The following is a 12,775-nucleotide window of genomic DNA, read 5'->3' on the forward strand; positions in this document are numbered from 1 at the left end:
TGCTGTGGTAACATATAAAGATTCCGGTGTAAATATTGAAGAAGGATATAAGTCAGTAAAACTTATGAAAGAATATTCATCTAAGACTTTTATACCAGGAGTTTTAAATGGACTTGGAAGTTTTGCAGGTATGTTTGAACTTGGTAAATATAAAAATCCAGTACTTGTATCTGGAACAGATGGAGTAGGAACAAAGTTAAAAATAGCATTTCAAATGAAAATGTATGATACAGTGGGAATAGATTGCGTGGCTATGTGTGTAAATGATGTTTTATGTCATGGTGCAAAACCCCTGTTTTTTTTAGACTACCTAGCTTGCTCTAATTTAGAAGCAGAAGTTGCAGCAGATTTGGTTAAAGGCGTATCAGATGGATGTATTCAGGCAGGTTGTGCCCTAATTGGTGGAGAAACTGCTGAAATGCCTGGCTTTTATTCCAAGGGAGACTATGACATGGCAGGATTCACCGTAGGAGTTGTGGAAAGAGATAATATAATAAATGGGAGTACAGTAGAAGAAGGAGATGTCCTTGTAGGAATAGCATCTAGTGGAGTTCACAGTAATGGATATTCATTAGTAAGGAAAATTGTAAAAGATTTTGATGAGGACTTTTTGGGTACGCCTATAGGAAAAGTACTTTTAACACCTACAAAGATATATGTAAAACCTGTACTTAAACTTTTGGATAAATTTAAAATTAAAGCTATGGCTCATATAACTGGAGGGGGATTCTTTGAAAACATACCTAGAATGTTTAAAGATGATTTTACTGCAGTTATAGATAAGAAGAGTTTTGAAGTGCCACCTATATTTAAGCATTTAATGGAACTAGGTGTAGAAGAAAAGCAGATGTACAATACCTATAACATGGGAATAGGATTTGTACTATGTGTAGATAATAAAGATGCTAAAAACGTAGTGGAAGAATTAAATAAAATGGGTGAAAAGGCATATATAATAGGAAGTGTAAAAAAAGGGGAAAAAGCAGTATGTTTAAAATAGCAGTTTTGGTTTCTGGAGGAGGTACTGACCTTCAGTCTATAATAGATGCAGTTGAGAGCGGATATATAAAAAGCTGCAGTATAGAAGCTGTCATAGGTGACAGACCTGGAATTTATGCTTTAGAAAGAGCTGAAAAGCATAATATAAAATCCTATGTATTAGATAAGAAAATACATAAGTCTAATATTTCTCAGGAAATATTAAAGATGCTTAAAGACAAAGTTGACTTAATAGTATGCGCAGGATGGCTTTCCATACTTAAAGGAGAGCTGATTTCAGAATTTAGAAATAAAATAGTAAATATACACCCTTCTTTAATACCGTCTTTTTGCGGAGATGGTATGTATGGCATAAAGGTTCATGAAAAGGCAATTGAGTATGGAGTCAAAGTATCAGGCTGCACTGTACACTTTGTAGATGAGGGTACAGACAGTGGTCCTATAATAATTCAAAAGACAGTTCCTGTATATTTTGAAGATACTCCAGAAATGCTTCAAAAGAGAATATTAGAAGAAGAGCATAAAGCCCTTCCTGAAGTTATCAAACTTATTTCTGAAAACAAAATAGTGGTGGAGAACAGAATAGTAAAAGTTTGTAATTAAAATAATTGGAGGTGCAAATTATGATAGATCGTGCATTAATAAGTGTTTATAACAAAAATGGATTATTGGATTTAGCAAAATTTTTGATAAATAGGGGAGTTGAAATAATATCTACAGGTGGAACTTATAGATACCTTGTAGAAAATAATATAAAGGTTACAGAAGTATCTAAAGTTACTGGATTTGATGAGATACTAGATGGCAGAGTAAAGACACTTCATCCAGTTATACATGGTGGTATACTTGCCAAAAGAGATAATAAAGAACATATGGATACTATAAAAAGTAAGAACATAAAACCAATAGATATGGTAGTCGTAAATTTATATCCTTTTTTCGACAAGGTATGTGATAATATAACTTTTGATGAAAAAATAGAGTTTATTGATATTGGCGGTCCAACTATGATAAGAGCTGCAGCTAAAAATTTTCAAGATGTAATAGTTGTTACAGATGTAAATGACTATTCACAAATAATTAACGAAATAGAAACTTCTGGAGACGTAAAATATGAATTTAGGAGAAAACTTGCAGGTAAGGTATTTAATTTAATGTCTGCCTATGATGGAGCTATAAGTAACTTCCTACTTGAAGATGAATATCCAGAATACTTAAGCTTGTCTTATAAAAAATCTGAAAGCTTGAGATATGGAGAAAATCCACATCAAAGTGCAGCTTATTACACAGAAACTGTAGGAAAAGCTCCTATGAAGGATTTTGAACAGTTAAGTGGTAAGACACTTTCATATAATAATATGAGAGATATGGATATGGCCTGGAAGGCAGTAAATGAATTTGAGGAAGTATGTTGTGTTGCAGTTAAGCACAATACTCCTTGTGGTGTAGCCCTTGGTAAAGACTTACATGAGGCTTATGTAAAAGCTTATGAGTGTGATTCTACTTCTATTTTTGGAGGCATTATAGCTGTAAATAGAAAATTAGATGCAAAGACTGCAGAGGAAATAGCTAAAATTTTTGTTGAAATAGTTATTGCACCGGATTTTGATAAGGATGCAGTTGAAATATTAAAGGCAAAGAAAAATCTAAGAATAATTAAGTGTGATGTAAAACCTACTAATGGTGTTGAAATATCAAAATTAGATGGTGGGATACTTGTACAATCTTTTGATGATAAGCTGGTAGATGAGACTAAAGTAGTTACAGAAAAGAAACCTTCAAAAGAAGAAATGGATAATTTGATATTTGGAATGAAGGTTTGTAAATACGTAAAATCAAATGCTATTGTAGTAGTTAAAGATTTTATGGCTAAAGGAATTGGTGGAGGACAGGTAAATAGAATATGGCCTGCATGCCAGGCACTTGATAGGGCAGGAGATGGGGTAGTACTTGCCTCAGATGCATTTTTCCCATTTAGTGATGTAGTATGTGAAGCAGCAAAACATGGAATAAAATCTATAATACAACCAGGAGGTTCCATAAAAGATAAGGATTCTATAGATGAATGTAATAAAAATGGAATTTCTATGGTGTTTACAGGGGTAAGACATTTTAAACATTAGTTTTTAAGGCATTTGAAAAATAAGTCAGTATACTGACTAGTTATTTATTTGAAGGTGTCTAATATGAAAAGGGGGATTTTATATAATGAAGGTACTTGTAATAGGTTCCGGCGGAAGAGAACATGCTATTTGTTGGAAGATATCTCAAAGTCCCAAGGTGGATAAAATATTTTGCGCTCCAGGAAATGGAGGAACGGATATAGTAGATAAATGCAGTAATCTAGACATAACAGACATAAATGGACTTATAGATTTTGCATCCAAAGAAAATATAGATTTAACTGTAGTAGGCCCTGAAGGACCCCTTACAGAAGGCATAGTGGATAAGTTTAAAAGTAAGGGACTTAAAATATTTGGACCAAGTTTAAAAGCTGCCGAGCTTGAGGGAAGCAAAATCTATTCCAAGGATTTCATGAAAAAGTATGGAATTAAAACTGCTGAGTATTGCACTTTTGATGATAAAGATAGTGCTTTAAAATACATAGAAAATTGTAGATATCCTGTAGTTATAAAGGCTGACGGATTAGCGGCAGGAAAAGGTGTTTCCATATGTCAGAATTATGAGGAAGCAAGTACTGCATTAAATGATTTTATGGTAAAGGACGTATTTAAAGGGGCAGGAAAAAATGTAGTTATTGAAGAATTTCTAGAGGGAGTAGAGGCCTCAATACTTACAATAACAGATGGAAATACTATTCTTCCCTTTATATCTTCAAAGGATCATAAGCAAATATATGATGGGGGTCTAGGACCAAATACAGGTGGAATGGGAGCTATAGCTCCAAATCCATACTGCAGTGAGGAAGTTTTAAAAGACTTTGAGAAAAATATAATGGCACCTACTTTAAGAGGAATACAGAAGGAAGACCTAGATTATGTGGGAATAATCTTCTTCGGCATTATGATAACAAAAAAGGGAGTTTATTTGTTAGAGTATAATGTTAGAATGGGTGATCCTGAAACTCAAGCTGTACTTCCACTTATGAAAAGTGATTTTGTGGAACTTATAGAAAGTGCTATATATAGAAAACTTGATAAATTTAATTTGGAATGGAAAAAGGGAGCCTCCTGCTGTGTTGTAGCTGCGTCTAAAGGGTATCCTTTAAAGTATGATACTGGTTTTAAAATAGAAGGTATAGAAAAGTCCAGTAATGTTTTTGCTGCAGGGGTTAAAAAAGAAAATGAACAGTTTAAGACATCTGGTGGAAGGGTTTTAGTAACTTATGGAGTTGGAAATGATTTAAATTCTGCTGTGGAAGCTGCTTACTGTAATTTGAAAAAAATAAGTTTTCCGGGTATGTATTTTAGAACAGATATAGGAAAGTAAATTATAATTTTAGTGTAAAATTTAGAAAAACTGATTTGCCTTAATTTTCATAAGGCAGGTCAGTTTTTTAAATTAACAGAATGTAAAAGATTTTTCAGTGGAAATAATTTAAAAATAATAGTAAAATAGTTCTATACTGTATGGAGGTTAATTTAAATGAATGATTCGAGAAATAGACGAAGGAAAAATATAAAAAGAAAGAAAAAGTTTTCTCCTAGATTGTTCTTTTTGTTCATAATTTATGAGCTTATAGTAGTTGTAGTTACTAGTCCCTTGTTGGTATTTTATGGCCCATTTAAAAATGTAAAAAACCAGATAGTAAGCACAGCTATGGCTACTTTTACTCATCAATACATAGCTACCCTTTTTTTGTCAAAGGATGAAATAAATAAAATACTTCAAGAAGGTAAGAGTGGCCAAACTACTAGCCAGGAAGCTGAAAATCTAAATGATGTAAATATAAATTATGTAGGTGATAAGGATATAAAAAGGTATGATATACCTAGCACAAGATTTGATGGCTATATTTTAGAAATAAAAGATCCTAAGAGAATACGTATAGGATATACTAATAAATTAAGAGAAGTTGGAGAAAGAACAAGTGAAATAGCACAGCGAAATGGAGCGGTTGCAGCCATAAATGGAGGAGGATTCACAGATAAAACAAGTAGTGGAAAAATGTGGGTAGGAACAGGAGGCTATCCAGAGGGAATTGTAATATCTGGCGGTAAAGTAATATACAGTGATGTAAAACCTAATGAAAAAATAAATGTTACAGCTTTTACTCCAACTGGAAGACTTATAGTTGGAGACCACACACTTAAGGAACTTCTTGCTGATGGTGTAACGGAGGCAATTTCTTTTAGAAACTCACTTATAATAAATGGAAAGACTGTATCAGTAGAAAATGAAGGCTTAAATCCTAGAACAGCTATAGGGCAGAAGGCAGATGGAACAATAGTCATGCTGGCTATAGATGGTAGAAAAGGATTGAAAATGGGAGCTTCATTAAAAGAAGTACAAAATATACTTTTGCAGCAAGGTGTAATTAATGCAAGCAATTTAGATGGAGGTTCATCCACTACAATGTACTTTAATGGAGAAGTAATAAATAATCCTTGTGATTGGAACGGTGAGAGAACTGTAGCTACAGCTATATATGTAAAACCTTAGAGGAGAGTGTGGTAGATGAAAAAACTTAAGAGAATAATTGTATGGACAATGATTCCTATAGTTATGGAATTAGCAGGTCTTTTATTAGTAGATAAATTTTATTTTGGTGGTGACTCTAATTTCAATATAAAAAAAGTAGATACTACTTCAAAACAGACAGCCAACAAAATTAGTGTAAAAATACCTGAAGATGCAAAGATGGTGAAGGTATCCTATAGCGGAAATTACATATCGTATTATGATGGCCAATCTTTACAGGTAATTGATACATTAAAAAATAGCAAAAAAGAAGTGGATCTACAAAATGATTTATCCTATTATACCTGGAACTTGGATACAGATAACATACTTGTAGCAGAAAAAACAAGTGGAGGATCAGAATCAAGAAATTTAAAATTTGAGACTTATGATGCCAAACGTGATTCAACTTATCCATTGAAGAATGAGGAGAAGAAGCAGGAACTTTCAATATTACTTCCAGATAATTCTTATGATGTAAAACATATAGCTTTTTCTGGAGCTAGCAATGTAATCTATGTCAGTAGTGCTACTAATGAAGAAGGCAGCAGTAGAATATATAGAATTGATGTAATGATCAGGATGAATTTAGTCAATTTTGTAAGATGCCAGCTTGGAAATATGGCTGCTATAAATGGCACAAATGGTGATGAACTTATATATGAAGATAGGACTTCCAATAGAATAAGAACTAGCAGGGGTGGAATAATAGCTACTGGTGAAAATGCTATGCATTATTTATTAAACACAGATAACAACGACAATATTTATATAGGAAATGGAGAAGACAATAAAGTTAATAAAATATTTGTGGCAAGTCTTAAAACGAATAAAAGCAGCTGGAAGGAATACACACTTCCAAGTTCTGTAAATAAAAATAATATATACGTTACAAGAAGTGGTAATATATATATTAATGATTCAAAAGATAGTCAGGTAAAAGATATTACTACAGGCAAAGTTACCAAGTATTCAGGAAATTTTGTATCTGTATATAAATATGGAGTAATAAGTCAGGATGGAAAAAAGCTAACAAATAGTCTATTTTAGGCACTTAAAAAAAATGACTAGCCACTATGCTAGTTATTTTTTTTAATATACTTTAGTTGGACTTGAAATAATATAAGTTACCGTCTTCTATAGAATAGTCTATGAGCTTTTCATTGTATAAATAGGATATGAATGCAGATATTCCTCCAAAATTCAAATGATACTCATGAAAGTTTAAAGATAAATTGTTTAAAATGGTTATGTCTTCTAATATGTTTTCTCTAGTGAGCGGTTGATCTAAAAGATCTAGAATTTGATTTTTATATTTATCTATATTTTTGATGTTTTTATCCACTAAAGAATTTATTTCGCTTTTATCCAGTACCTTTTTGGAGTGGCTTATTACAAAGTAATCTGCATCTATGTCCTTAATTTTATTCAATGACAGGATACTATCTTCTATATTATATAAGTATGGGAAGGAGTATTTATCCAGTATCTCGCTGCTGAATATGGAATCTCCAAGGAAACATACCTTTTCAGGAGTTACTATTCCTATTTGCTCTATTGAATGTCCAGGAAGTGCAACAATGTTAAATTTCTCGTCATTCAATTTATTTATGCCATATTCTAAAATGAAATCTACCTCTAGAGGTTTATTACTCCTATCAAATGCTCTTGAAGGATAGGATGAGGAAAGAATAGATGGGAAGATCTCTGTATTTTCCATAAATAATTTTTCTAATTTAGATGTATATACTAGACAGCCTGGATAGTTTTTCTTAAAGTATAAGTTTCCACCACAGTGATCTAAGTGGCTGTGTGTATTTATTATGTACTTGGGATGCAGGCTATTTTCTATAAGTAAATTCTCTATTTTTTTTGCTTCAGTGTTGTTTATGCCTGTATCTACAATTAGGCAGTTTTTATTTTTAAATATGAATACTCCGCAGTTAGTGGGCGCATCTATGTAATAGGTATTTCCTTTTATCTTATTTAAAGTCATTAAAAACACTTCCTTGAAATATTTGAATTATTATTTTGCATATATAGATGATAACATATTTTATCTTTAAAACAAATATAGTTCTCAATATGAAATGAAATTTTGAAATTTATGATTTATAATGATATAATCTTTAATAAGTATTTTTACGTTAAGATAATTTTAAATGGAGGTATTTCAAATGGATTCAGCTGTATCAGGGCTACTTATGTTTATGGGATTTATGGGCGTTATACAAGGAATTGGAATGAAATATAGCAAAGCTGTGAGAACAAAATTTAAATTGGATACAGAAGGTGTAGATCAAAAATATGTTAACTTTAAGGCAAATTTCTTAATGATACTTGGGGGAGTAATATTAATATTTCAAGCAGTTACTTTTATAAATCCTACATTTGGAAGTAAGTTACAAGTAATGCTGCCAGCAGTTTTACTTGTAGCTATTACTTGGGATTTTATATATAACAGAAAGAGGAAAAGCAAATACGATAATAAAAAAAAATAAAAAGCTAATATTAAAAGGTTCGTACAAGTTGTATACGAACCTTTTAATATTAGCTTTTTCTCATACTGCACAAATTTCTATTTGGGCATCTGGAACAGTCATGGTCTTTTTTACTTAATTTTATATTTTTATCAGCTCCATATATATATGCCATAGAGCGCATGGAAGAAAGCATATAGTCTTCATTTACAGTCAAATTTAAAAAATTCTCCGCATCTAGTTTATCTAGTATATACTTTTGACATTTAAGAGGAATCTCTCCATCTCCAGGAGATATTCTACAACTCAATCCTAAATGCAGCTCTTTAACTTTAGCATATATGTGGTTAAAGAGTTGGGAACTGAGTTCAAACAAGTAAGATGAAGCCATAGCATCAAGCATCATGCCCTCCTTCATATTTCCATAGGAAAAGAATTCATTTATTTTACTCGTACAACTATCACCCATAGTTATAATACAATACACAATGTATTCATAACTTTTTACAGCTTCAAAGTCAAAGTTATCCTCTCTTTTTTGTATTTCAAATATCCCTGTTGGTTCTATATTTTCATATAAAATAGGAAGAAGTTTCTCATATAAACCTTCCATTTCTTCATTTTTTATTATACTGCCATAGGACTTTAAAGTTTGTATTACTTGATCTTTGTTTAATTTAAAATCAAAGTCCAGTATTACATCCATTCTTATTACCCCCAAAGTACTAATTAATGTTTAATGTAGTTAACCCATTGATTTCTAATATCCATAAAGTAATTATCACCTGTTATAGAGTAAATTGCTTCTAGTAAATCTATATGAACCTTGTGATAATCTAAAGCAGGATTAGCATCCCTAGATGTCATTAGATGGCTTAAATCATAACTGGTGAAACCACCTATGTCATAGTAAGGTAATACTACTTTCAAGGTTTTAATGCCTTCATTGAAATAATAACTTGTTTGATCACCACTTATGTCAGATACTGTTTTTGAAAGTTGATTCCAGTCATATATACCTAGTAATGTAAACATGTATCCATTTAATGTATAAGTAGGTGTTGTATTCACATACTCTTGAAAGAATATATCACTTTTAAATCTAGGGTCCAGGCTTCCAAGAGTGTCCATAACGCCACCTTGACTTATTGGTGTTATCAAATAGTTAAAAGCTTTGTTACCGGCATCAATATATTTATGATCGTGAGTTATTTCGTAAGCACGAGAAAAAACATTTAATGCTTCACCTTGAGCCATACTTGAAGTCCAATTAGTTCCAAGAGATTCATAGGAGTAATAAGGAAATTTATATCTAAAACTTCCATCACTATCCATGTGATCGAGGAGAAAATCGGTACATTTTATAAATTGACTTAATACAGATGTATCTCCATGTAAATATTTTGTATGAAGATAAAGTGCATATTGGCATATTGTCACATAATTGTATTGAGCACCAAATTCCCTATAGGTTACTATTGGAATTCCATTGTCATCAAAACTTAATATATCAGATTTATTAAAATGATCACTTGTAAAGAAATCTAAATAATCCGACATAGCTTTATACGTAATTGGATTATCAAAATTAAAATTAAGTTTGCTGTACATTTCTACGGCATTTTGAACTATATCTTTAGAACTTTCCTTATAGATATATTTACTTATTATAGGATTTTTTGATGCTGCAACATTTTTGTATACAGTAGCATTAATTTTAATATTTTCAGGTACTGGCAATTGAAGTAAATAATTATAAATGTTTAAAGCTGAGTCATAATTCCCTTGATTATGAATGCTTACTGCAGTATCTAGCAAATGGTATGCATCACTGTCAAAGGCTGTCTTTAAATTATAATTGTTAGGATATAATGAAATACCTAAAGCTATGCCCTTAAAAGCAGCTAATTCATCAGAAGAAGCCTGACTATTATAGGAGTTAATAAAGTCATCAGGTGTGATGTCTTTTGAATCCACAAAAAATCTATTTATTAGATAGTCTGGAGTAACATCTTCTCCACCTACAACCACACACTCTTTTAGTGTAGCTTTATTGTTTCTAACCATTCTAATCTGGTCGGAAGACATATCGTCATTTACGAGTATTACAGGTGAATTATTTTTGGCAGCTAGAGGAGAAATAGATAGTCCATCTGGATAGTTTATTCCTGCTGCTACGTATATTTTTTGTACTTTTGAAAGATCATAAAATTCTTTAATTACATTTGCATTTGTATCATATCTGCTTTGACCACTTAGTCTTTCATAATCACCAAAGTAAGAAGCGGTATCGTCAGGAATAACACCTTGTCCACCAATCACATAGGTTTTTGAAGGTTTTAAAGTACTTAAATAGTCTTTAAGTACATCAGGAATATCACTTTTAGGAGTTAAAACAATAGGTTCAGCTTTACTTGAAGCATAGGATGAAATGGATAATGCATCTGCAAAACTTTCTGATGAAACAACAAATAGCTGATTACCTCCAACTTCTTTTGCAATTTCAATGGAAGTTTCAATTCTTGTAGCTCCACCCAATCTTTTTACATTTAAATTTTTTTGGGTTAATTCATTTTCTATTTCACTTGAAACAGCGCCTGTCCCACCAATTAAAAATATATTTTTAACGCCTAGGCTTGTCAATTTATTTTGTATTTCAGGACTTAAAGTGTTTCCATCTGTCATTAATAAAGGTGCATTGTACTTGGCACTTAAAGGTGCAGCACAAATTGCATCTGGAAAGTTTTCACCTGAAACAATAATTGCATAATCAGAATGACCGCTCCAGCCATAGTCAGCTATTTTCATATTAGTTGAGTATCTGTTCGGGCCAGATAATCTTGTTATAGTTGGACTTTGAGACTGAGCATTGATTACAGTAGTTTTTGAAAATATTAATGCTGTAGAAATTATTAAAGTAGTTATAACTTTTTTAGATAACATAAATTTCCTCCGATTTAGTTAGATCTTTACTAGAAAACAGAACTGAAGTCCATATAAATGATATCATTATATTATTATATTATCAACAATAACAACCTTAGTGCCGTTAATTTTAATAAGTAGCAAAAAACGCGAATAACATCATACTAAGCCTTAACAGGCAATAGGTGGATATTATTCGCTCATAAGTTTGGATTACAGGTTAAATATGCATATTTTATATGAAATTTATTGTTCTTCCATAAGATTTGCTTTAATATATTCAACAGCGCTAGACCCTGCTATTCTTCCGCTGTTCAAAGCAAAACCTAGGGAATTTCCAGGTAGTACAAAAGCATAATCAGGATTATATAGTGAATTAGCATCAGTTCCAGCAGCATAAAGTCCCTTTATAACATTTAAATCATCATTAAGAACTTCAGTATTATAGTTTATTTTTATACCGCCAGCACTTCCATATGCACTTAAACCAAGTTTTAATGCGTAATATTTAGAGCCTTTAATTGGTAATAAGTATTTAGGATTTTTATGGAATAACTCATCTTTTGAATCACAATAAGAATTATAAGTATCAATGGTATTTTTTAAGTTTTCTGCATCAATGCCAGTTTTTTCAGCTAACTCTTCTATAGAATCAGCAATAAATAATACATCACTTCCATTTTTCTTAGCTTCTTCTTCTTCTTGTCTAAAATAACTCATATCCATACTAGAAGTAACCACATTTATAAGATCTAAGCCCTTTTCTTCATAATGCTTGATTAGTTCTTCATCTATTATAGAATATGCAATTTTCTTTTTTTGTTTTTCAATAGCATTTGCGGTAAATACAGGATTTTCTATAACTTCTTCATTTATAAATCTTTCACCGTCCAGGTTAACTAAGAGATTAGGTTGACGGAAAGGTAACTCTATAGGAGCATATCCACCAGTGTTAGGAGCAAAAAATACCATTTCCATAGTCATAAAATCTTTTGAAGCACCAGCATCCCAAGCCATCTGGATTCCATCTCCAGTTAATCCAGGAATTCTATATGAGAACAAATCTTTTCCCCATTCAAGTCCAACATACTTCTTAATAAAGTCTGGATTATCACCAAATCCACCTGTACCGATGATAACTGCTCCAGCATATACTTCTAATTCACCATCTTTATCACTAGCTGTTACGCCAATTACTTCTCCTTGATCTTTAATAATACTTTTTACAGGTGTTTCTAATAATATTTTAACGCCTAATTCTTCTGCTCTTTCTGTCATAATTTTAATCATAGTAGCAGCTGCACGAAGTCCCGGTTTCCCTGTTTTAGGTTTAACAATATGCCAGGTTGCTTCTGAAGCTGGAAAATACTTTGAAGGTAATGCGAATTCTACTCCCATATTTTCTAACCATTCAATAGTTCCTGCTGACTGCTCCAAATATCTTCTTATCAATCTTGCATCTGATCTCCAGTGAGAATATTCCATGAACTTATTAAAAGCTCTATCTACAGAGATATCTATAAGTCTTTCTCTTTGCATTCTTGTTTCAACACCTAGAGGCCCCATTGCCATATTAGCACATCCACCTGTAGTATTAGCTTTTTCAAGCACCATTACTTTTGCACCATTTTCTGCAGCAGTAACTGCTGCAGCTAGCCCTGATGCTCCTCCACCAACAACAACTACATCTGTTTCAAATTCTCTCATTATTTTTTCCTCCTTAATAATAT

The 12,775-nt window shown here is 31.9% G+C and carries 11 protein-coding genes; 7 read left to right on the forward strand and 4 right to left on the reverse strand.

Annotation, left to right across the window (positions count from 1 at the left end; translation table 11 throughout):
• The first annotated feature begins 4 nt into the window (after positions 1 to 4).
• From purM to CLJU_RS04245, 6 genes are all read left to right on the forward strand, one after another.
• On the forward strand, positions 5 to 1,000 hold the full coding sequence (gene purM, locus CLJU_RS04220) for a phosphoribosylformylglycinamidine cyclo-ligase (protein WP_013237522.1): 996 nt from the start codon (positions 5 to 7) through the stop codon (positions 998 to 1,000).
• Positions 988 to 1,602: a phosphoribosylglycinamide formyltransferase gene (gene purN / locus CLJU_RS04225; RefSeq protein WP_013237523.1), complete on the forward strand. Its 615-nt coding sequence runs from the start codon at positions 988 to 990 to the stop codon at positions 1,600 to 1,602. The genes purM and purN overlap by 13 nt, the downstream gene beginning before the upstream one ends.
• A 20-nt stretch (positions 1,603 to 1,622) precedes the next feature.
• Positions 1,623 to 3,122, forward strand: coding sequence for a bifunctional phosphoribosylaminoimidazolecarboxamide formyltransferase/IMP cyclohydrolase (gene purH / locus CLJU_RS04230; protein WP_013237524.1), 1,500 nt, complete (start codon positions 1,623 to 1,625; stop codon positions 3,120 to 3,122).
• 85 nt (positions 3,123 to 3,207) lie between these two features.
• Positions 3,208 to 4,449, forward strand: a complete 1,242-nt coding sequence (gene purD, locus CLJU_RS04235) for a phosphoribosylamine--glycine ligase (RefSeq protein WP_013237525.1) — start codon at positions 3,208 to 3,210, stop codon at positions 4,447 to 4,449.
• Positions 4,450 to 4,605: 156 nt separating this feature from the next.
• The gene (locus CLJU_RS04240; RefSeq protein ID WP_013237526.1) at positions 4,606 to 5,622 is read left to right on the forward strand and encodes a phosphodiester glycosidase family protein; all 1,017 of its coding nucleotides are present in this window, start codon (positions 4,606 to 4,608) and stop codon (positions 5,620 to 5,622) included.
• Between the two features lie 15 nt (positions 5,623 to 5,637).
• The gene (locus CLJU_RS04245; protein ID WP_013237527.1) at positions 5,638 to 6,690 is read left to right on the forward strand and encodes a hypothetical protein; all 1,053 of its coding nucleotides are present in this window, start codon (positions 5,638 to 5,640) and stop codon (positions 6,688 to 6,690) included.
• A 52-nt stretch (positions 6,691 to 6,742) separates the two neighbouring features.
• Here CLJU_RS04245 and CLJU_RS04250 read toward each other — a convergent pair whose 3' ends face one another.
• Positions 6,743 to 7,636, reverse strand: coding sequence for an MBL fold metallo-hydrolase (locus tag CLJU_RS04250; RefSeq protein WP_013237528.1), 894 nt, complete (start codon positions 7,634 to 7,636; stop codon positions 6,743 to 6,745).
• A 181-nt stretch (positions 7,637 to 7,817) separates the two neighbouring features.
• Here CLJU_RS04250 and CLJU_RS04255 point away from each other — a divergent pair, with 181 nt between their 5' ends.
• Complete coding sequence (locus tag CLJU_RS04255; protein WP_013237529.1) at positions 7,818 to 8,141, forward strand: hypothetical protein; 324 nt, start codon at positions 7,818 to 7,820, stop codon at positions 8,139 to 8,141.
• Between the two features lie 49 nt (positions 8,142 to 8,190).
• On the opposite strand, the gene CLJU_RS04260 is transcribed toward CLJU_RS04255, so the two are convergent.
• The 3 genes from CLJU_RS04260 to CLJU_RS04275 all read right to left on the reverse strand — a co-directional run bounded on the left by CLJU_RS04260 (position 8,191) and on the right by CLJU_RS04275 (position 12,752).
• Complete coding sequence (locus CLJU_RS04260) at positions 8,191 to 8,826, reverse strand: 5-methyltetrahydrofolate--homocysteine methyltransferase (RefSeq protein WP_013237530.1); 636 nt, start codon at positions 8,824 to 8,826, stop codon at positions 8,191 to 8,193.
• A 23-nt stretch (positions 8,827 to 8,849) separates the two neighbouring features.
• On the reverse strand, positions 8,850 to 11,063 hold the full coding sequence (locus CLJU_RS21210; RefSeq protein WP_013237531.1) for a cell wall-binding repeat-containing protein: 2,214 nt from the start codon (positions 11,061 to 11,063) through the stop codon (positions 8,850 to 8,852).
• A gap of 228 nt (positions 11,064 to 11,291) precedes the next feature.
• The gene (locus CLJU_RS04275; RefSeq protein WP_013237532.1) at positions 11,292 to 12,752 is read right to left on the reverse strand and encodes an FAD-dependent oxidoreductase; all 1,461 of its coding nucleotides are present in this window, start codon (positions 12,750 to 12,752) and stop codon (positions 11,292 to 11,294) included.
• Positions 12,753 to 12,775: the final 23 nt, after the last annotated feature.

The organism is Clostridium ljungdahlii DSM 13528, assembly GCF_000143685.1.
In the GTDB taxonomy this organism is placed as follows: Bacteria; Bacillota; Clostridia; order Clostridiales; family Clostridiaceae; genus Clostridium_B; species Clostridium_B ljungdahlii.

Excerpts from the sequence above, each read along its gene's own strand:
- purN (WP_013237523.1), top strand. The coding sequence starts at position 988 with ATGTTTAAAATAGCAGTTTTGGTTTCTGGAGGAGGTACTGACCTTCAG.
- purH (WP_013237524.1), top strand. The coding sequence starts at position 1,623 with ATGATAGATCGTGCATTAATAAGTGTTTATAACAAAAATGGATTATTG.
- purD (WP_013237525.1), top strand. The coding sequence starts at position 3,208 with ATGAAGGTACTTGTAATAGGTTCCGGCGGAAGAGAACATGCTATTTGT.
- CLJU_RS04240 (WP_013237526.1), top strand. The coding sequence starts at position 4,606 with ATGAATGATTCGAGAAATAGACGAAGGAAAAATATAAAAAGAAAGAAA.
- CLJU_RS04245 (WP_013237527.1), top strand. The coding sequence starts at position 5,638 with ATGAAAAAACTTAAGAGAATAATTGTATGGACAATGATTCCTATAGTT.
- CLJU_RS04250 (WP_013237528.1), bottom strand. The coding sequence starts at position 7,636 with ATGACTTTAAATAAGATAAAAGGAAATACCTATTACATAGATGCGCCC.
- CLJU_RS04255 (WP_013237529.1), top strand. The coding sequence starts at position 7,818 with ATGGATTCAGCTGTATCAGGGCTACTTATGTTTATGGGATTTATGGGC.
- CLJU_RS04260 (WP_013237530.1), bottom strand. The coding sequence starts at position 8,826 with ATGGATGTAATACTGGACTTTGATTTTAAATTAAACAAAGATCAAGTA.
- CLJU_RS21210 (WP_013237531.1), bottom strand. The coding sequence starts at position 11,063 with ATGTTATCTAAAAAAGTTATAACTACTTTAATAATTTCTACAGCATTA.
- CLJU_RS04275 (WP_013237532.1), bottom strand. The coding sequence starts at position 12,752 with ATGAGAGAATTTGAAACAGATGTAGTTGTTGTTGGTGGAGGAGCATCA.